Here is a 21,093-nt window from a genome sequence, read left to right on the forward strand (position 1 = left end):
CTGGACAAAATTTAACGTGCAACAATAACAAGTGTATCCGTGTCAACTTCATGCGCTGAAGCATCCATTATCTTCTCTAGTGTCATGCTGATTTTCTGTAATTCCTTTTGATCTTTCACAATGAAAACAGGCGCGCCGCCGCCCTGTAGTGATTCTGGTTTTATCGTGATGATAGCGACAATCTCTGCATGCTGATTTTCCAAACCACTCAACTCCTTATAGTACAGACTCCAGATTACTGTCCTTTAAACGTCACGCATTTTAGATTTAGTTCCCCTATTTTCCTTTATCCGCTTCTTTAGGCATCCGGATTGCACTATCCAATACGGGGACATTGTCTAATACGGCCTTGATTTGATGGAAATCTTTTTCACGCGGCAAAAAGAACAATGCGATTCGCCCGTCCTCCATATCTCTTTTCGTAAGTGGAATCAATGCCGGTTCACCGGAATCTAGATAACTGCCCAGTACAGTAGCAACATGGTGCAACATTGCTTGTCGCTGCCCTAGGAAGGACAAAGTGACAATACTGTTTTGATTTTTCGGGATGATAATTGCACCAACTGCCTTTTCGGTAATTATTTTTCTTGTATCTTCCAGTCCTACATTTTTAATAAGGATATCACCCACAAAAAGCGTCGGACCTTCAAAACGAATCTCTGCTTCTGTAACATCCGCGATTGCATTCAATAACTGTCCTGACATATTGAACTTCACCATGACTAGCATGACAATCCCACCGATAATTCCCAACCAGAAGGAAAACACAGCACACAATGTAGTGATAAGAGCCGTGAACATCACTAAATAATTCCGACTTTCAAACGCTTGTGCCATCCCCTCAATAAATGGCGTCCCACGCTCTACAAGTTCGAAGTTATCGATATTTTGAAGTGACTCCCTTTCCATCTTCCGAACTTCACGAAACTGTGTAGCAGCAAGACCGAGGAATGTCACGGCAGTCCAATCAGATTCCAACACTGCTGGAATCGCTACGGCACCGATGAATGCCGCAATGAAACCAAAGGAAAGGTGAATGATTCGCCCTGTCGGATACGTTGGGTATTGCCGAAAATCAGTACGTAACAAGAGTGTTCGTGCCACAAATCCAAAAACAATTCCGACTACGACCGGAAGTAAATAGTTATCCAAATACTACACCCCCGAAAAGTTATATACTTCTCTCGCATTCTAACCAAAACAACGACAGATTATAATGTGGTAACGATATTAGAGAATGAATAGAAGGTTAGCTAAATGGCGACAGTGGGTGGAAAGAAATGAGGTGTGGATTTGCAATCGATTCAGCAAATGATTGAAATTGTTTTGATTGATACCCAACCCGTTGTACTTGCGATGATTATTCAGGTGGAAGGATCAGCTTACCGGAAAGAAGGTACTTGGATGCTCATTCAAGAGGATGGTACACATACAGGTATCATCAGCGGTGGTTGTCTTGAAAGTGATTTACATAATCGTGCCATAGAAATGTTTAATACAGGAAAAGTAGAAATTGTTCACTATGACTTAAGTGCTAAAGATGACCTTGGTTGGGGGCGTGGTGCGGGATGCAATGGAGTTGTCTCAATATTTGTGCGCGATATCGATAATGATTTCCGGCACTTTCTAACCTTAATGCACAAACAGTTCTTGGCCATGGAACCCGTTTTATTTATCCAATCAATAAGTGAGTTTGACAACTATGCATTTTTAAATGAAAGCAAAAACTGCCTCGACCACTGGCAAAGTGAAATCCCCTTCGAACTAGATGCCTTCACTCCGTTTCAAAACAAAGTAGGACAAAAAAGTAAGGACGACGAAGACGAAATGATGTATTTTCAACTTATATGGCCTCAACCTGCCCTTTATATAATCGGTGCAGGCGTTGATGCACGGCCGCTTGCACGACTTGCTGGAAACGTTGGGTATGCGGTTCATCTGCTTGATTCTCGGAGTGCACTTTGTAATGAAATTCATTTTCCTACTGCAGTATCTTTTCAGGTTGGCGACACCGAGAAACTAATTGACAATATCTCTTTAAGTCCACTCGATTCAGTTGTCATTATGACGCATGATTTCCAGTTGGATGCGAAACTAATGCATAGACTCCGCGACCATCAATTATTGTACCTTGGTATTTTAGGGTCAAAAAAACGAACTGAACGTTTACTAGGCGAAGAAATTCCCAATTGGATTCATTCACCTATAGGGCTTTCTATTGGTGCAGATGGACCTGAGGAAATTGCTGTTAGTATTGTAGCAGAACTTATAGCAGTTAGACGCGGGGGAATTTCATGAAAATCGCAGGTATTTATCTTGCCGCTGGAAACAGCAGCCGTATGGGGAGTAATAAATTAGCACTACCTGTTGGAACCATGACAGTAGGTAGCTTAGCGCTTGAAACAGCTTTGAAATCATCGCTCGATAAAGTCTATATCATTACAAAGGATAAGGACGATGCAGATTGGCTTCCCGCTGAAATGAAACTAGATGCGAAATGTTCATTCATAAAATGTCCAACTGCACATCATGGCCAATCCGAATCATTGCGCTACGGCATTCAACAGGCACAAACTGATCGCATGGATGCCATCATCGTCATATTGGCGGATCAACCTTTTATCACCGTCCAAATGCTCGAAGAAATGATTGCGTGCACGAAGAACAACCAGATGTGCAGATTCGTCGCTACCACATATGAACAGACAATCATGCCGCCTGTCCTTTTTTCGTCTTCCATGTACAACGAACTGATGGAGTTACGTGGAGATAAAGGAGCAAAAGCAATTTTACAAGGTGATTTTCTCCAAAAGGGAAAGCTATTACCCTGTGCTGATAAGAGGCTAGTATTCGATGTCGATACAGAGGCTGATTACGAAGCACTCCAATTAATAGAAAAAACGAAATGATAGAATGTATCCTATCATTTCGTTATCGTTATTCTTCCATTATCCGTTCTTAATTTAATTAAATTCTCACCATTTCCGAACTTCGTATGTTTGTTTTCATATCCAAAAACATTGATTCTTCCGTTGTCCGTTTTAACGTCAATCGTAGCATTCATCGGTTCCTTTTCAGTTTGAATCTCGATTTTACCGTTATCTGTCGTTAATTCAATCGGTCGATCTAAATTGTTTGTTACAAGGGAAATTCTCCCGTTATCTGTTCTTCCGACAATCGTACCGTCAACATGATCTAGTATAATTGCACCGTTATCAGTTTTAACATTGACAGCTGTAGCATCAATGGTTTTTAACTCAATCGTGCCATTGTCTGTCTCCAGTGCCAACTCTTTCGTTTGAATATTCTCCACTTTGATCCGCCCGTTATTGCTTTCCGCTTGAATTCGATCATACTGTTTTTCAGGCACTTTCACGATTAGCTTTAAGTTTAACGAGGATAAGCCAAAGTTAATGAAACTTCGCCGCTTTTCTTTGAACTGAACAGATAGTGTGTTTTCTTTTACAACAGCCTCGAAAATGAATTTCGACCTTTTCTTTGTCTTCCCTGAATACGACACTGTCGTTATCGAATCTTTGGTTGGCACGATCTCCACCATTGCATTGGTCGTCAAAATTTCAATACTCGTAAATGATTGATCATCAATCACTTTTTTCTTGGCGTTATTTTCAAAGTGATTCCCGGAATTGAACACCAATGCAATTCCACCAACAATAAGCAATACCAACGCTACGATAATGAACATTTTATTTCTAATAAACATTTTATGCCAAACCTCCTTATTTATGATTTTAAGTTTTTTCTGTATCCGAGGTTCTTTGCATTAAACGAAGCCGATATGAATTCATAGCCGCTTCCCCGAGCTGGTCGAGCAGATTATAGTTGGCAAACGCGCCGACAATCGCGCCGAAGCCAGGAATTAATTGAAACATTTTCACTAAATCAATGTAATCTCGGTATTCTTGCTGAAAGTCCCTCCAATCCATATCAGCAATCAGAAGTTTCTCTTCTTCCCAATTCTCAATAATAGATAATGTCTCTTTCCTTGTTTCCTCACTTGAAAATGCAAGCTGGAACACATGTAAAATGAACAATCGCTCTTCATATTCATTCGTATCAAATCCATAAACCGCAGCGGCTTCAAACAGAAACTTCATTTTAATGGATAATAGAAGCGGAAAGTCGACAAGGCCTAGCATTATTCCCCCTGCTCCAGTTCCTGCACCTTCAATAACAGCAGTTTTGCGGAATGACGAAAGCTTTTCCTTAAATAACTCATCCCTCTCATATAGACTTAGCACGGTTGATTGCCTTTTTTTCGTCGTGATAGTAGAGCCGACCAAAGTGGCTTTCACCATGTTTTTTATGCTCTCTGTCATTACCTGATGAAACTTTTCTGGAATAAGACCATTCACTTTCATTTGCGCTTTTTTTGACGTACGGCTAATAATGCCTGATCGCTTTGTCATTTTCCGCTTCCAAAAATGCAACTCCTCTTGAACTTTCATCGTATAGTCAACCATAATTCTGTACCCTTCTCTCTGTTGCAATCAATTCACTGATTACAATTTAGTATAATGGATAGGATTTTAATTCAAATGGACCTGAGAAGTGATTGCAACTCAGTCTTAAGATGTAGTTAACGTGACCCATCACGAAAATGCCACTTTCTAAATAGTAGCCACAAACAGACGAAAATCAAAAATGCTACTCCTTCGAGTGATAAAATGTACCACGGATAGGGTCCTAAGTAGTCAAGCAAACTTCCGTTGACTGGTTTTTCTCTTAAGAACATATAGTTGCCTTGGAAAAATACATTAACCGCAAATATAAGTGGCAACAACAAGTTTAAAATAATCATTGTCTTGATGATTCCTATAAAAGTAGGTCTGTATTCTTTCATCCACGTAAAGTATAGTGCCGTTATTATGATTCCAATATGCGTGTAAAAAAAGTGGAAATACCTGAAATGCGGGAATCCAACATCTAATACAGGAGTCGCCATCGCTTGAAGCGCCCCTCCAATACCTGCAAAAAAGATGAAATCATACAAATGCCTATTCCCTGTCCATAAGAGAACAATCGCAACAAGTAAACTAATGCTGCATAATTCTAGCGGCAACGAAATGCTAAGTCCCCATCTCCCAGTTACAATCATCCAAACATGATAAAGGACTTCCATTACCAATAAAGTCAACGCAAAAAGGCGTTCATACTTCGACGACACCGACCATCGCCTTCTTAAAATAAATAACAATAAGATGGATAGGCACAACACGCCTATTGCCGCCATATGCTCCATTGAAAATAATAAGAAGGAAGGTTCAATATAGCCAGCCATCCTTGTACCCCATTTCTGTAAGTCCTTTTATCTTGATTTATAAACAATATCCACTTTCCCGACCTTATTATCCATTTTATACGTTTTTGCTGATTCCGGATAGGCTATCTTTATGCAAGATACCTTTATGTCGACAGGAAAACCATTGAAATACTCGAAGTTGCAAGTTGAATGCTAGGCGTAGCCATCATGTATCCAAAGACTTCTCCGGATCCTTCAATATGTTTTTTTGACTCTTATGAATAGCTTTCAAAATTGGGCCGTTCATATTGTCGTTAACAATTACGCGTATCTACATTTCATACACGATTAACTGTTCATTGCCGAATATTTCATCGAACGAAACGGGTTTTCCATTGATAAAAAGGTTTATCGTATCATATTTCTCTACCGTTTTGATTTTATATAATACTTGATATTTTAATTTGGTGTTTGAGTAGTCAGAATCATATTCTTGATTGATAAACACGTTCAATGTGTCTTGTTGAGCACTTATATTAAAGTCACTAAAATAAACGGCATCATTTCCTTGATTAACGTAAATTCCATTTATAAATACATACATATTTTTTTCACCATCAAGGTAGAGATAATTACCATTCTTCACTTCAGCATATTCAATAAATTCCTGTACAGCATCATTTGCATTACCTATGCTTATTTCTGAAAATGAAAAATCCGAATTGCACCCGGTTAATAGTAACATCAGAACAATTAACGATAATCGCTTTTTCACAACAGCGCTCCTTGTAATAATGGTTTACTTCCGTCTTATACCTATTTCGAAAATAGCATAGCCTAAATCATTTAATGCATCCTTTATCAATAATACGTTGTTAACGACGTAAAAATCTCATTACTCGAAAGTTATTTAATGTGGTTATAATACATAGTCCCATGGGATGTTCTTTTGTATAAAGTACATACTAATGAAACAGTCTGTAGAATGATTTCTGATGTGACCAGTTCTCAACTGGGGCTACCTATGATAAACTCAAGTTAAATTAACTTAATTTATTGAATAGATAAACAACTACATCATTCAACTTACTAGCAGAATTGATAAAGAAATCATTGAAGGGTGAGAGGTATTATGGGTTCAAGAATAAAGCATTTGGTTATTGCTAATAAAATTGCAGAGCGTCTATTGATAGAAGATAGAACATCATTCTTACTTGGAGGCATTGCCCCGGATGCAGTTTCTCCTAAAGACTTGTCACATTTCTTTAAGGGTGAAGTACAAGATTATTCAAGATACATTGATTATAAAGGATTTCTATATAAATATAGTTCTAAAGCAGAAAGTCATTATTTATTGGGGTATTTCACACATTTAATCGCTGATGATATATGGCTGAAAGGTTTTTATCTTCCTTGGTTGAAAAACAGAATGGAAGCTAATAAAGAACTATTAAATTTATACCATAATGATTTTCGGCTACTGAATGGAAAATTACTAGAATACTATGATTTTACGGATGAATTGAGAGAAATGCTCAGTTATCCCCCTACAATCTTTGATTTGCAAGAGGTTAAGTCCAAAGAAGTTGAAGAGTTCATTCCTTATATATTAGGCGATATGGAGTACGATAAGGAAGTTATAAATGAAAAACTTAATGTATTTTCGTTTAATCAGATAGTTGGTTATATAGAGGCATCAGTTAATAAAGGCTTATTGAATATAAGATCTATACTAACTTAATTTATTTTTAAATTACATTTGATTCATTATCAATAATATTGTTTAACTTTGCTTAAAAATTAAAAACAACGTCCCTTATGAGATTGCATGTTCTCATAAGGGACGTCGTTTTTATTATATTTCAAAGCCTAATTGTTAGATTGTTATTCAGCCAAATACGCATATTTTATCGACAAATCCGCCTCGAAGTAATAGACTCTCGAGCAATGGCAATTAATTTCCTGAACGGCTTGGCATCAAAGAAGCGAAATCACCTGGGTGTATCTGGTGTAACTCATGACGGGCACAATTTATTTGCTACACCACTTATCGATCCGGCAGATAAGTGTAACGATTCCATTAAGTTTAATTAAAATTGGTTCTGTTCGTCAAATTTCATATACGTATTGTATAAAAGAGTTTGATAAACTATCACACCATCGCTTGTACAAAAAGCAATTCCACTGTGAATGTATATTAATTCAATGGAATATCAATTTCCACCTTGCCGTCCAAATACAGCGGATAGCTATTAATATTCAGACGAATTGGATTCACTTCATTCTCAAAATCAAATGTAGAGACTGTTGTGACATAAGGTGCTTCTCTGCTAGCATGCATTTCGATTAAACTATTACTTAAATCATTGCCTTCTTTGTCAAATAATCCAGCCAATAATAGCCAACCGCCAGGTCGATAAGTGACTTCCAATGTATTGCGGGATGGCACTTGCACAGCAATATCCAGTCCACTCGGCACATACAGCACTTTCTGTTGCTCAAAATCGACCTCGATATAATCCGAGCCTTTTGGAAGTGCTTCGATCCTCTCCATCACTAACGTTAGTTTTTTCGGCTGCCTGAAGTAATTGCTCTGCATGAATAAACTTACTTCGCCATCACGCAATAGACCGCCATCTCCATTTCTTAGTTGACCCCAATCTTCACCATTCTCATCAATCAAACGAACCGATGTAAACTTTAGTAAATGCATTGTGTTTTGTTCGTCAGTAGTTAGTCGGATTTCTGCGCGTAACGGCGAAATTTTCAATTGTTTAATGTCAATTTTTTGACCATCTACGACAACAGATTGGTTCACTTCATATACTTTTGGTTGTTTAATGGGCTTGGTGAGTGTAAATGGCACGGCGAACTTTGTCTCTGATGGATCACTCAAGTCCAAATTAAATTCAAATGACATATTAGCATACGATAATTCATCAGCAGACGTAATTTCAACTTTGTCTTCCTGTACAGTCCTTTCACCCGATCTAGAGACATTGTATGAACTTGCGACACCAAATGGAATACCTTGTTGAGACACCTCTAAAGAAGTTATACTCACTTTAGAAAGATCAAAGGGGGATTCAAGCTTATAAAATATAGTCATACCCGAATGATCAGCTACGACATTCTGTAAAGTTAAGGTATAGTCGCCCTGCGTTACTACAATTCCGAGTTCTTCATAGTAATTATTTTCGACAATGTCACTGATTCCTTTATCATAAGCAATCATGCCAACGATAGGAGAAAACCCTGGGATTTTGGCCACAGCCTGTGCAAACACAGGGGAAACGCGAATCGATGTCACAAACAGCAGCAGTACAATGACAGCTACACTGGCGACTGAATACAGACCGCGCTTTCTCTTCTTAGTCAACCGATGCTGATGCACGGCATTTACACGTGCTTGATGTAATGCTTCTTTTGGGATTTCAATCGCTTCCAATTCCTCCGTTAGCTTCTGCCAGTCCTGCTCATTCAAGTTGGTCATTTATAGTTCCTCCTTTGCAATGAGTACGCGTAATCTTTTTAAAGTCTTATGTAGCCTTGATTTCACAGTACCTTCGGGAATTTGCTTCAAGTGTGCAATTTCTCCGTTCTTCAGATCCTGGAAGTATTTTAAATAGATAAGTTCTTGTTGTTCTGTTGGCAGACTTGTGATAATATCGGCCATTTCAAATGGTTGATGATCTGTCGACGCTAGTTCAATTTCATGATTGTAGACTAATTTCTCTTGTTTCTTTTTCATATCTAGGCAAATATTGATGATAATTCGGACAAGCCAGGTTGCTATGTACGTTGGTTCTTTGACGGTATGCATCTTTTTTAAAGCTCGATACGTCAGCTCTTGCATAGCTTCAATAGCATCATGCTCATTTTTCAAATACGCATAAGCCGTACGATAGAGCGTATCTTCATGTTGTGCCAACAGCTTCACCAATGCCTGTTCATCACCCGCAATGGCCCTTTTCGCCAAATCCAGCTCCATACTCCCACCCCCTGTTACCTATTAGACAGCTCAAACTGGTAAATCGTTCATTTTATTTTTTTCAATAAAAAACAAGTTCAACTAAATTTAGTGAACTCGTTGCTTAACTCCTTCTATTAGTTAGCAAAATAATTGGTGAAACCTCATAACTTGAGTGAATTAACTCTTGTGACCATTTATCTTTTGGATTAAAGAGACATTCGCCAAGATTGAAATTAGGAATAAAAGCAATGATTCCATCGAATATTTTATATTCTTTTTGGCAAGAAAGAAAACAACTATTCAGGTTACCAAATTTACAAGAGAGTCCCCGTTAAGTGAAGTAATACAGACAAAATCCATGTTTCATTTCATCCAATATGGATAAGATATTTTTTTATCCCTCCTTTTTGCTCGAATTATAGTAATTAATAACAATCTCAGCTCAATTATTGAGCGATATACAATTTCTTATCGTATAGAGTACGATTGAATAACAATAACGAGTTTTTAATTTAGCGAAAAAGACGGTAAGGCTACCTATCACTCTCCGCCGCTTTATCGGGTGCTTTTTGGTACATCCATTAGAGATAATATGGAAAAGTGCAGTGTTTGAATGAGTGACAGTACCGCAAAATAGCTGCTCATCAAGTTAACTTTCGTGATATATCAAGTTAGGCATTTTTCGATGATTAGTAGCCTGTTCAAATGCATAGGCAAGTTTTATTAAAATCCCTTCATTAAAAGCAGTACTTGCCAAAGTTACACCAAAAGGTCGTCCACTTCTCATATAGCCCGCAGGAATAGCAATGGAAGGATACCCAGCTTTGGCACAAATCGTTGATCCTATATAGGATGGAAAAAGAATAGCATCTAGATCATACTTTTTTAAAGCAGAATCAATTCCTATCTGAGAAAAATATAAATCATCCAGTTTTGCCTTCAAATATTCAGGATTCCTAAGCGTGTTAGGCAATCCAACCATTTCCTCCAACTTATTCTGCCCATATTTTAATGCTCTATCTGCAGCACTGTTATTAAACTGAATCAATTCAGTTATAGAGTGCACAGGCAAATGAGAGGGGAGTTTGGAAAGATAATTTTCTAAGCTATGTTTCAACTCAGATATTAATACCTCCCTTTTCCACTCTCTATGAAAAGAAGGGATCTCGATATCCTTAATGACCATAGCACCTTCTTCACTTAAGGTTTGAATGGCATTCTTAAATAATTCATCATCGTATTCCTCAGATTCATAAAACTCTTTAGAAGCATTGGTGAATACACCTATTTTAGCACCCTTTAACCCCACAGAATCCAAGTAAATTGAATAATCCTGTTGTTGCCTTCCTTCACTTTTATGAGTTGCAGCGTCAAGTTTATCGACACCCGCTAAAGCTCCTAATAAAATTGCTGCGTCCGTAACCGTTCTTGCCATTGGTCCTGCCGTGTCTTGGGAATATGTGAAAGGGATTATTCCAGTACGGCTAATCAATCCAACAGTAGGTTTTATACCTACCACCGAGTTTGTAACCGCTGGACTTAGAATAGAAGCATCTGTTTCAGTGCCAACTGACAATACTGTAAAATTTGCCGCAACTGCCACAGCAGAGCCTGAGCTCGATCCACCAACATAAAGTTCAGCATCACCATATGGGTTCAGTACTTGCCCACCTCTGGAACTATAGCCTGCCCACATTGTATTCGACATCCCATTCGCTAATTCTGTCATATTTGCCTTACCTAAGATCACCACACCTGCTTTGCGAAGTTTTTCAACAAGGAATGCATCTTCACTACTACTATGACTTTCTAATGCGATTGTTCCTGCACTCGTATGCATGGAATCATTTGTTTCAATATTGTCTTTAAGTAATACAGGAATACCATGTAAAGGTCCTCTAACACCCTTTGTTTTTCTTTCGTAATCTAGTGCTTCAGCGATAAAGATTGCATCAGGATTTATTTCAAGGACAGAATTTATTTTTGTACCATCTTGATCATACTTTGCTATTCTATAGAGGTAATACATGATCAACTCTTTTGACGTTACTTCTCCGTTTTCCATAGCTGCTTGTATATCATTAATCGTTAATTCTTCTCTAAAAAAATTGTTGAAGTTAATTTCCACTTTACCCCTCCCTCAAACCATTTTCATTTCCCTTATTTAATTGTCATAAGTCATTTTTCTATTTTAAATCATATGTTCTTTTTTTGAAGACACTTTTCACGAATGCCTCTTTATGGTCATTTAGTTACTTGATAATATGCTTCAAGTAGTTCTTCAACTAGAATGCCATTGATTTTCATACCGGAAAACTCACTTTGTTGTATATCAATATTCTTAAGATTACAGTCAATAAACTTGCTTCCTTCGAGATCGCACCTCTCAAAAGATAGTGGTGCTTTTGTTTCACCAAGATTTGTATCAGTGAAATGAACCCCGCCCAATGTAACCAGCATAAATTCACTGTTTGATAGATTTAAATCAGCAATCAGAGTATCTCTTAGATTTATGTTTTGAAACTTTGAATGGCTAAGATTGCAATTGTTAAAATGGCTTTTCATCAGATTACTATTACCAAATGAACTGCCTGTTAGGTTAACCTGATAATAATCGGTTTCAACCATACCGCAATTTTCATACTGTATTTTAGAAAGGTCTTTATTTTGAACTTGAAAATTCCTAATTTCTAAACTTTGGCTTTGTATATCAACTCCTAACGAAACACTTTTTTTCCGCTTTTCGTAACCGTATTCCTCTTCCGTTTGAAAGGTTTTCTTAAAACCCAATTTTTCGTAAAAGTAGTGATTATTAAGTTGTCTACTAGAGGTTTCCAGGTCCCAAGTTAAAACATTAGGGAACGATTCTTCTAATAAACCAATGACTTTTGAGCCTATGCCTTTCCCTTGAAATGCAGGAATTATAAATAAACGGTCAATTCTCCCGTGAGTTTTCCCCGACAATGTAACAACAACACCACCGACAATCTCTCCATTACAGATAATCTTATAATAATTCAATTCTCTAATCATATATTTAGCAGCTTCGATTGAAGCATAGTTTGATGGTTGGATATTATAATCAATAATATCCTCTTGTTTTGTCAGCCATTTTCTAGCCTCTTCATCAAATGTTTTTTTCTTAATCTTCGTTAATAGTTCCGCATCAGCTATTGATGCCTTTTCAATAGTTAACATTGGCATTTTTAGGTTCTCCTCCATTTTCTTTTCCCGCTTCCATTTTATCATAATAATCCTAATGTTTTATTCAATTGAAGAAAAACACTGCATCCACGTAAAAACGACACGACTATAAGCGATCAATGCTCATAGTCGTGTCGTTTTTAGTTTAGATTAACGTGTAATAGCCGTAATCCTCTTCGTGAAGTCCATCTCAGGATAATATGCTTCTTTTACCAATAAATTAGGCCCTAAGCAGTTAACCGCGGGACAATGGCAACCAATCGTTTTTGCAAGTGGGCGCTCAAGCCAGCGGTCGAGCATTACAGGAAGCGATTCCGTTTGAATATTGCCCATTGGCGGTGTATCACCAAAATCCGTGACAATCACATCACCAGTGAAAATATTGACGTTCAGACGGGATCTGCCATCTGGGTCATTACGTACTGATACGTTTTTACTGTTGTAAATTCGTTTTAACAGCGCCAAATCATCTTCGTTATCACTGCACGCATAAAATGGCAATGTACCAAACAGCATCCAGACATCTTCGTCACGATGATCCAGTAGCTCATGAATCGCTTTCCGCGTTTCATCTAATGAAAGCACTTCAAGCTGAGAAGCGAAATCACTTGGATACATCGGGTGCACCTCATGGCGCGCACATTTCATTTCCTCTACGACTTGTCGATGAATATGTTCTAGATGCGGCAACGTCCGTTTATTCAACATCGTTTCCGCTGAAACCATGACACCTGCTTCAGCCAATGCTCGGCTGTTATCGATCATCCGCTGGAATTGCTCAGCGCGACGCTCTCGAGGTGGTTTACGTTCCATATTAGCGAATCCACCGTCCACGAAGTCGTCAACTGTGCCCCAGTTATGTGAAATATGTAAGACGTCCAAATAGGGTGCAATTGCCATATAGCGGTCGAGTGGCATCGTTAAGTTCGAATTCATTTGTGTACGGACTCCACGTTCATGCGCATACTTTAATAACGGTAGAACATAGTTCTCTACCGACTTTTTAGAGAACATCGGCTCTCCGCCTGTGATACTTATAGTTCGTAATTGTGGAATTTCATCTAGGCGAGACAGTAGCAATGCTACTTGTAATGCTTCAGGATCTTTATGCTGTAACATATACCCGACTGCACAATGTTCACAACGCATATTGCATAAATACGTCGTCGTGAATTCAATGCTAGACAATGTCAGTTTACCATGCTCCTGTACATCCAAGTATGCTTCCCATGGATCGTAAGCAGGCGTCATTTTTTTGAGTGTTGCTACATCAGTTTTCATTTTTTATTAACTCCTATACGTATAATAAGCTACTAAAATAGTATGCACCTCAAGTGGACCTTTCGCAAGGCATAAAAAATACCCTATCCAAGAAATCAATTCGTGGATGGGGTATTTCTACCTCGTCTAGACTTAAGTGCCTCTGAACAGGCGCTTCCGCTTTTGTCTCGTCCAGACTTCCAGCGCCTTGCCCCTCGAGTCACTTCAGTCTTGCTGATAAAGGCAAAGAGCGCCTTTATCTTCAAGCCTTCCAGTGCTAATCGGGGCAGAACAGACGCTTCCGCTTTTGCTGTTACACTGCAGGTTTATTAGAAAACTGGCTGTTGTACAAATCTGCGTAAAAGCCGTTCTCTTCCAACAGCTCGTTATGTGTTCCTTGTTCAATTACCTTCCCTTGATCCATTACGATGATTAGATCAGCATCCCGGATCGTTGAAAGACGGTGAGCAATGACAAAGCTCGTTCTCCCTTCCATTAAGCGGTTCATCGCCTGTTGAATGAGGAGCTCTGTCCGTGTATCTACACTCGACGTCGCTTCATCCAAAATCATAACAGGAGGATTTGCCAGAACGGCACGAGCTATCGTAATAAGTTGCTTTTGTCCTTGAGAAATGTTAGATGCTTCCTCATTCAAGACTGTATCATAGCCCTCCGGCAATGTTCGAATAAAGTGATCGGCATGAGCCATTTTGGATGCAGCGAAAATCTCATCATCCGTTGCGCCCTCTTTCCCGAAAGCGATATTGTCTTTAATCGTCCCATTAAAGAGCCATGTATCTTGTAGAACCATTCCAAAAGTCGTTCGAAGATCTTCACGTGACATATCACGTGTGTCGAGTCCGTCAATTGTAATCTTCCCGCCGTTCAGTTCGTAAAAACGCATCAATAAATTAATCAATGTCGTTTTCCCGGCACCAGTTGGCCCTACAATGGCGACTGTTTGACCTGGGCTCACGTCAATGTTCATATCTTCAATTAACAAATCGTCCCCGTAACCAAAGTCGACTTGTTCAAATGTCACTGTACCTTCTGCACGCGTTAAACTCGCTATTGTAACTTCTTTTATTTCTTCTCCCTCATCAAGAAGTTCAAAGACCCGCTCCGCTGCGGCGACAGTCGACTGAATGATATTCGCGATATTTGCCGTTTGCATAATCGGCTGTGTGAATTGACGTGTATACGTAATGAACGCTTGAATATCCCCGATTGAAATAGCGCGCTGTGTTACTAAAATACCACCAACTACACAGATAACGACATAGCTGAGGTTCCCAATCAAAGACATCACTGGCATGATAATCCCGGAAATGAATTGGGCTTTACGGCCAGCATCATATAATTGTTCATTCACCTCATCAAATTCAGCAACGGACTTTCGCTCATGGCCGAATGCTTTGACGACTTGGTGACCTGTGTACATCTCTTCAACATGGCTATTCAATTGACCAAGCGTACGTTGTTGGGCAGCGAAATGCTTTTGTGACCTCTTCAAAATTGGCCGAATGCCAAACAACGATAGGGGTAAACTGACGAGCGCAATAAGTGTCAACACAGGGCTGATCGTTAACATCATGATAAGAATCCCAACAATTGTAACAACTGATGTGATAAATTGCGTCAAACTCTGTTGCAATGTGCTTCCAATTGTATCAATATCATTCGTTACCCGGCTAAGTGTTTCACCAACCGGGCGGCCGTCGTAATATTTAAGCGGTAGTTTCTTAAGCTTGCCGTTGACGTCTTCCCGTAAATCATACACCGTTTTTTGTGCCACACTCGACATGATGTATTGTTGAATATAGCTAAATAGGCTACTGATGACATATAACCCTGCGAGTAAAAGGAGTAACTTACCGATTGCCTCAAAATCAATTCCTGCACCAGGCACACCTGTGGCCTTGCCATAAGCACCTTCAAATAATTCGGTAATCGCATTCCCCATTATTTTAGGTCCTACAATCATAAAGACTGTACTTAAAATTGCCGCAAAAAATACAGCGATTAATGAATTGCGACGGGGTTTTAAATAACCAATCAGGCGTCGTAATGTACCTTTAAAATCCTTGGCCTTTTTCCCTGTCATCATCATCATATTTCCTCCGCCAGGTCCCATTGGGGCTCCGCCTTGAGGTCGTGACTGTTTTTGTTCACTCATGCGATTTCCTCCTCCGAGATCTGTGATTCGACGATTTCACGATAGACCTGATTATGTTCAAGAAGTTCCTCGTGCGTACCAATGCCGGCAATTCCGCCGTTGTCTATGACAATGATCTGATCCGCATCGATAACGGTACTAACACGTTGTGCAACGATGAGGACAGTCGCTTGCTCCGTTTCATCTTTTAAAGCAGCACGTAAATTTGCATCCGTTTTGTAATCAAGTGCAGAGAAACTATCATCGAAAATGTAAATATCCGGTTTGCGAATTAACGCACGCGCAATGGACAATCGTTGTTTTTGACCTCCTGACACATTCGACCCACCTTGAGAAATAACAGCATCGTAGCCGTCATCCATCCTTGAAATGAAATCTTCAGCTTGCGCAGTACGAGCAGCATGCTCGATTTCAGCTTGCGTTGCATCTTGTTTGCCGAAACGAATGTTTTCAGCAATCGTACCGGAAAAGAGCAGCGCTTTTTGCGGAACGAAGCCGATTTTCGATCGTACTTCTTCTTGTGATGATTCGCGAATATCAACACCATTGACGCGAATCGTACCGGAAGTAACGTCATAAAAGCGTGGAATCAAGTTAATAAGCGTTGTTTTTCCCGCGCCTGTTCCGCCAATAATAGCGGTCACTTTACCCGATTTTGCCGTAAAGCTAATATCCGATAATGCTGGCGCCTCGGCACCTGGGTAGCTGAATGATACACTGTCAAATTCAAGTGTTCCGGGCTCTTTGTCCGCTTTTTTAGTACCTTCATCCAGAAACGTTGGTTGCATCGCAAGAACTTCGTTAATCCGTTTTGCTGAAACAGCAGCTCGAGGTATCATAACAAACATCATCGATGCCATAACAAGTGCGAACATAATCTGCATAACGTATTGTATAAATGCCATCAAATCCCCAATTTGCATGGCACCATTATCAATTCTAAGTCCACCAAACCAAATTACCCCAACAACGGTTAGGTTCATAACGAGCATCATAACAGGCATTAAAAATGCCATCATCTTGTTAACCTTTATCGATACATCAGTCAGATCTTTATTCGCTTTCTTTAAGCGAACCTGTTCTTGTTTTTCACGGTTAAACGCACGAATCACACGAATACCTGTTAAGTTCTCGCGTAAAACAAGGTTTAGCCGGTCCAATCGCGTTTGCACAGTTTGGAACAGTGGTACTCCTTTATAAAGAATAAGTAACACTGAACCGATTAATATAGGCATCGCCGCAACAATAATTAACGATAACTTTGCATCCTTTGAAACAGCCATAATTATACCGCCAACCAGCATAATCGGAGCACTTACGACCATCCTTAGCATCATAATGACCACTTGCTGCACTTGCGTGATATCATTTGTCGTTCTAGTAATCAGTGATGCCGTGCCAATTTCATCAAAATCTTGAAGTGAAAAATTCTCCACATGATCAAATACTTTTCGGCGGATATCCCGACCTAATCCCATTGCCGCTTTTGAAGAGTAGTAACTTGCAACAACAGATGCAATCGCCCCAAGTGCAGCAACTAAGAGCATGATTCCTCCAATCTTCCAAATATACGGGATATCACCAATAACGACTCCTTTGTCGATAATATCCGCCATTAGCGTCGGCAAAAATAGATCCGACATCGATTGAATGAAAACAAGTCCTAATATCGCTAGTACAATCCATTTGTAGACGGATAAATTTTTTAACAATTTTAACATTCCACAGATTCTCCTTGTTCTATAGACTTCCTGACAATCACTTTCTTAAATTAGCAAAGTAACTGTAAAAATAGTGCCTTCATTCAATTTACTTTGTACTTGAATAGAACCATTATGCATGTCGATGATTTTCTTCGTAATGGACAAACCTAAGCCGCTTCCACCTAGCATACGATTACGTGATTTATCCACTTTATAGAAGCGCTCAAATATATGCGCTTGATCTTCCTCAGCTATACCCATTCCTGTATCCGCAATGGTCACAACTGCTTCCTGCGCACGCTGATATAGAACTATTTTCAGACTACTACCACTAGGTGTGAACTTGATACTATTGTTAATGAGATTAATCCATACCTGACTCATCAGCTCTTCGTCAGCGATGATTTCCACTTCATCTAATGAAATATCCAACTCCAACGATTCAGCAACCCATTGAGGTTCACAAGATAGAATGATTTCACGAATTTGTTTATCCAAACGATACGCTACTGGCTCAAAAGGGTGATGTTGAGATTCTATGGATGTTAGCTTCAGTAAATTATCGCTTAGATTGGCTAATCGCCTACTCTCGGTTTCAATAATCCCAAGATAATGTTCCCGTTCCTTTAACGTTAAATCGCTTTGCTTTAAGACAGTAGCAAAACCACTAATCGAGGCAAGTGGCGATTGGATTTCATGCGAGACATTGGAGATAAACTCTTGACGCATTTGCTCTATTTGATTCAGCTCTACCGCCATCTCATTAATGCTCTCTACTATTTTTCCAAAAGGATGATTCTTTTTATGTTTAAATTGATTCGCCAACTTGACATCATAATCGCCCTTGGAAATTCTTCGCATGGCATCAATCATCATTGTGAAAAAATCCATTCGGCGTGGAGAAACAAACCTCGAAAAAATCCAGCTAGTAAGAATAAAAAGGAAGATCATTGCAAATAGTGTAATCAGCCCTCTAGAGAAGTCACTGATATGCAAATCCCATTTCTTATGAATGAACGAAGTTCCTAAGTAAGCTAGCGACCAGTAGCAAACAGTTACGATTAACCACGCAATTACGGCCGTTCCAATACGCAGCACTTTTCTCAACCTTCTACCTCTAGGCGATAACCTAATCCACGAATGGTGCTAATCTTAAAGGAATCACAGTGATCGGAAAAACGCTCGCGCAATCGATTAATATGCACGTCAACCGTTCGATCTGTACCTTCGTAATCATACCCCCATATATCCTCAATCAACTGCTCCCGCGAAAAGGTTTTACCTGGATAGCTCGCTAATTTAAACAGCAATTCAAATTCTTTCAGCGGTAGCTCCACGTTTCGATTTTCCAAGAACACTTCATATGTTTTGCGATTCATCATCAGTTCGCCTACCTGAACCGTCTGCGAAATTGCAATTCGATAGCGTTTAAGTAGCGCTTTTACCCGTGCAACAAGTTCAGCTGGCTCAAATGGTTTCACAAGATAATCGTCTGTACCCAACTCAAACCCTTTGACTTTCTGTGTCGTATCTCCTTTGGCTGTCAGCATCAGCAACGGGATATCATACTGCTTTCTAATTTCTCGGCATAACTCCCATCCATCCATGTTTGGCATCATTATATCTAAAATAACTAGGTCTGCCTTAAATGACTCCAGTGCTACCAATGCTTCAACACCATCACATGCTTCAACAATTTCAAGGCCGTCTGGACGTAAGAAAAGTCCGACCAACTCGCGCATATGTGGATCATCATCTACAATTAATACCTTCGCCATGCTTGAACACCTTCTTTCTTTGCTCAACAATTAATTCATTTTAATAGATGCATGTAAACTCAATATAAACAACGGTTATCAAATGAAGGTATTTATTAATTACTAACCCAGTAATATCAGCGTTTAGCGCTTCTTCACATTATACAGCTTTGTAAAAGAAGTGATATAAAACAGGATGGTTGGGGAGGATTTTAAAAAACGCTGATAGGCGCACAACCCATAACGAAAAAAAAACAGCTATCATCTCGATTGAGAAGCTGACTGCTTTTATTGTTCAGCTTTTCAAGTATATTGCTGACTTTATCGCGCACGTCTTCGGATTCTTCTATAAAAACTTCATATTCAATTTACCGATTAAATAGTCTTTCGCCATGTACATCCTTTACAATGACTCCTTATATTCAACAGACGTAACTAATTAATTGCACACACTTGCTTCCCCTTTTGATTCACCATACCGAGTTATTGTTTGTAATATAAATAAAAAACTCATTTCCATAAAGAAATCGAAGTAATTATTTTCCTGTTTATAGCACTGAGTTTAAGTGAACACTATAAGTTCAAACAAAAAAGGGAGTGTTTTTAGTGGATATGAAGGATAAAGTACAAAAAGAATTATCTCAGATTGACGTCGAGAAAAAGGACGAAATTTTAGAAAACTTTAATCGATTCAAACAGTATCTTTCGGAGAAAGTTGAGTTAGGGGAAAACATGGGCTTGAGTGAAGAAAAACTTGCCAAAACTACAGAATTAGTTGCAAATTATCTCGCTAAACACGAAGAGCCCCGCAATAGGGAGGAAAAAATGCTAATGGAACTTTGGAATTCCGGTTCTAAAGAAGCGCAACACACATTAGCGCATATGTTACTGGAAATGGTACGGAAAGCTTAGTAAAACGAGTAGTTCATGTTTATATTAAATAAATGACTGTAATTAATCAAAATGCGACCTATCCGCTAATCTGTGGATGGGTCGCTTTTACTTTATCTTACTTATTTATCGCAACAAGTATATTAACCGCTAACACCCATACAGTTACAGCTGCGGAATATTTTGGACCAGCGGATTTCAATGCAAATAGATGGCCCGTATATGATCTCACGCCCACCTTCAACTAAAGTTCCTTATTAGTTGAAGAAACGATTTGTAAAAACAAACATTATAGGCTCCATTAAAAAATAAAATCAAATCGCCAAGTGTACCAACACAAAAAAACACAACATAATAACTTGCAATCGTGATTTCATTGTTAAACAGTTCTTTGAATGCCTGAATAAACAACGCATTAAACTTAAACTAACTTAATATCCAACCGATTAAAAGAAAACTTACAATCATCATTGCTCTTTCTTGTCCCCTTCTTTAAAACAAATAGATTCGCTATCTTCTTATTCATTTATTATCCATGCTTCAACTAACTTTGAGGCTAACTCTCCGTTTGATGAAAAGCGTTATCCCGAACTTTTCAAGTACTTGTGTAGCCGTTATTTCTACTTCTTCGTTGTTCGACACATCTTCTTTGAAAAAAGTCTCGTCAATACCGGATGAATGTAATTCCTGTACTTTTGCATCCCCAGCTTGTTGATCAAAATCAAGAACGACTACCCATGCACCTTGTTTACCAAATAACGTATGCACCTTGTTTACCAAATAACATAGCTGCAGCTGCACCAACAACTGGTACTCTTTCACATTGCCCCTATAATGATTACGACACCTTGACCACCTCCAACACG

Annotated in this window: 20 protein-coding genes; 4 read left to right on the forward strand and 16 right to left on the reverse strand. The window is 39.0% G+C overall.

The features are described 5' to 3' along the window. Positions 1 to 11 precede the first annotated feature (11 nt). A complete protein-coding gene (locus H7992_RS12895; RefSeq protein ID WP_067209356.1) occupies positions 12 to 203 on the reverse strand; it encodes a capping complex subunit for YIEGIA in 192 nt (63 codons plus the stop codon). Between the two features lie 73 nt (positions 204 to 276). After that, entirely contained in the window at positions 277 to 1,152 is an 876-nt protein-coding gene (locus tag H7992_RS12900) for a YIEGIA family protein (protein WP_067209359.1), read from the reverse strand. Between the two features lie 141 nt (positions 1,153 to 1,293). Here H7992_RS12900 and H7992_RS12905 point away from each other — a divergent pair, with 141 nt between their 5' ends. Together H7992_RS12905 and H7992_RS12910 are read left to right on the forward strand one after the other, a co-directional pair. Continuing rightward, positions 1,294 to 2,298: an XdhC family protein gene (locus tag H7992_RS12905; RefSeq protein WP_187044855.1), complete on the forward strand. Its 1,005-nt coding sequence runs from the start codon at positions 1,294 to 1,296 to the stop codon at positions 2,296 to 2,298. Then, positions 2,295 to 2,909, forward strand: coding sequence for a nucleotidyltransferase family protein (locus H7992_RS12910; RefSeq protein WP_067209363.1), 615 nt, complete (start codon positions 2,295 to 2,297; stop codon positions 2,907 to 2,909). The genes H7992_RS12905 and H7992_RS12910 overlap by 4 nt, the downstream gene beginning before the upstream one ends. A 14-nt stretch (positions 2,910 to 2,923) precedes the next feature. Here H7992_RS12910 and H7992_RS12915 read toward each other — a convergent pair whose 3' ends face one another. The 4 genes from H7992_RS12915 to H7992_RS12930 form a co-directional block, all read right to left on the reverse strand. After that, on the reverse strand, positions 2,924 to 3,724 hold the full coding sequence (locus H7992_RS12915; protein ID WP_187044856.1) for a DUF4097 family beta strand repeat-containing protein: 801 nt from the start codon (positions 3,722 to 3,724) through the stop codon (positions 2,924 to 2,926). A 28-nt stretch (positions 3,725 to 3,752) separates the two neighbouring features. Then, positions 3,753 to 4,484: an EcsC family protein gene (locus H7992_RS12920; RefSeq protein ID WP_067209368.1), complete on the reverse strand. Its 732-nt coding sequence runs from the start codon at positions 4,482 to 4,484 to the stop codon at positions 3,753 to 3,755. A gap of 116 nt (positions 4,485 to 4,600) precedes the next feature. Further along, the gene (locus tag H7992_RS12925) at positions 4,601 to 5,302 is read right to left on the reverse strand and encodes a YwaF family protein (protein ID WP_187044857.1); all 702 of its coding nucleotides are present in this window, start codon (positions 5,300 to 5,302) and stop codon (positions 4,601 to 4,603) included. A 292-nt stretch (positions 5,303 to 5,594) separates the two neighbouring features. After that, the gene (locus H7992_RS12930; protein WP_187044858.1) at positions 5,595 to 6,038 is read right to left on the reverse strand and encodes a lipoprotein; all 444 of its coding nucleotides are present in this window, start codon (positions 6,036 to 6,038) and stop codon (positions 5,595 to 5,597) included. A 357-nt stretch (positions 6,039 to 6,395) separates the two neighbouring features. On the opposite strand from H7992_RS12930, the gene H7992_RS12935 reads away from it, so the two are divergent. Continuing rightward, positions 6,396 to 7,004, forward strand: a complete 609-nt coding sequence (locus H7992_RS12935; RefSeq protein WP_187044859.1) for a zinc dependent phospholipase C family protein — start codon at positions 6,396 to 6,398, stop codon at positions 7,002 to 7,004. 456 nt (positions 7,005 to 7,460) lie between these two features. On the opposite strand, the gene H7992_RS12940 is transcribed toward H7992_RS12935, so the two are convergent. The 9 genes from H7992_RS12940 to H7992_RS12980 form a co-directional block, all read right to left on the reverse strand. Further along, complete coding sequence (locus H7992_RS12940) at positions 7,461 to 8,756, reverse strand: DUF4179 domain-containing protein (RefSeq protein WP_187044860.1); 1,296 nt, start codon at positions 8,754 to 8,756, stop codon at positions 7,461 to 7,463. Further along, positions 8,757 to 9,254, reverse strand: coding sequence for a sigma-70 family RNA polymerase sigma factor (locus tag H7992_RS12945; protein WP_187044861.1), 498 nt, complete (start codon positions 9,252 to 9,254; stop codon positions 8,757 to 8,759). 631 nt (positions 9,255 to 9,885) lie between these two features. Next, positions 9,886 to 11,364: an amidase family protein gene (locus tag H7992_RS12950; protein WP_187044862.1), complete on the reverse strand. Its 1,479-nt coding sequence runs from the start codon at positions 11,362 to 11,364 to the stop codon at positions 9,886 to 9,888. 116 nt (positions 11,365 to 11,480) lie between these two features. Continuing rightward, positions 11,481 to 12,440 carry a GNAT family N-acetyltransferase gene (locus tag H7992_RS12955; RefSeq protein ID WP_187044863.1) on the reverse strand — a complete coding sequence of 320 codons (960 nt, stop codon included), beginning with the start codon at positions 12,438 to 12,440 and terminating at the stop codon, positions 11,481 to 11,483. Positions 12,441 to 12,590: 150 nt separating this feature from the next. After that, positions 12,591 to 13,721, reverse strand: coding sequence for a radical SAM/CxCxxxxC motif protein YfkAB (gene yfkAB / locus H7992_RS12960; protein WP_187044864.1), 1,131 nt, complete (start codon positions 13,719 to 13,721; stop codon positions 12,591 to 12,593). Between the two features lie 292 nt (positions 13,722 to 14,013). Then, positions 14,014 to 15,876 (reverse strand): ABC transporter ATP-binding protein, encoded by a 1,863-nt coding sequence (locus tag H7992_RS12965; RefSeq protein WP_187044865.1) that lies wholly within the window; start codon positions 15,874 to 15,876, stop codon positions 14,014 to 14,016. Next, the gene (locus tag H7992_RS12970) at positions 15,873 to 17,597 is read right to left on the reverse strand and encodes an ABC transporter ATP-binding protein (protein WP_067209387.1); all 1,725 of its coding nucleotides are present in this window, start codon (positions 17,595 to 17,597) and stop codon (positions 15,873 to 15,875) included. Before H7992_RS12970 ends, H7992_RS12965 begins: the two co-directional genes overlap by 4 nt. 45 nt (positions 17,598 to 17,642) lie before the next feature. Next, positions 17,643 to 18,677 (reverse strand): HAMP domain-containing sensor histidine kinase, encoded by a 1,035-nt coding sequence (locus tag H7992_RS12975; RefSeq protein ID WP_255428694.1) that lies wholly within the window; start codon positions 18,675 to 18,677, stop codon positions 17,643 to 17,645. Positions 18,678 to 18,682: 5 nt separating this feature from the next. After that, the gene (locus H7992_RS12980; protein WP_187044866.1) at positions 18,683 to 19,357 is read right to left on the reverse strand and encodes a response regulator transcription factor; all 675 of its coding nucleotides are present in this window, start codon (positions 19,355 to 19,357) and stop codon (positions 18,683 to 18,685) included. 591 nt (positions 19,358 to 19,948) lie between these two features. Here H7992_RS12980 and H7992_RS12985 point away from each other — a divergent pair. Beyond that, positions 19,949 to 20,248 carry a DUF3243 domain-containing protein gene (locus H7992_RS12985; RefSeq protein WP_067213947.1) on the forward strand — a complete coding sequence of 100 codons (300 nt, stop codon included), beginning with the start codon at positions 19,949 to 19,951 and terminating at the stop codon, positions 20,246 to 20,248. Positions 20,249 to 20,767: 519 nt separating this feature from the next. Here H7992_RS12985 and H7992_RS12990 read toward each other — a convergent pair. Beyond that, positions 20,768 to 21,031 carry an SDR family oxidoreductase gene (locus H7992_RS12990; RefSeq protein WP_187044867.1) on the reverse strand — a complete coding sequence of 88 codons (264 nt, stop codon included), beginning with the start codon at positions 21,029 to 21,031 and terminating at the stop codon, positions 20,768 to 20,770. Positions 21,032 to 21,093 lie beyond the last annotated feature (62 nt).

Source organism: Sporosarcina sp. resist, assembly GCF_014302295.1.
Taxonomy (GTDB): Bacteria; Bacillota; Bacilli; order Bacillales_A; family Planococcaceae; genus Sporosarcina; species Sporosarcina psychrophila.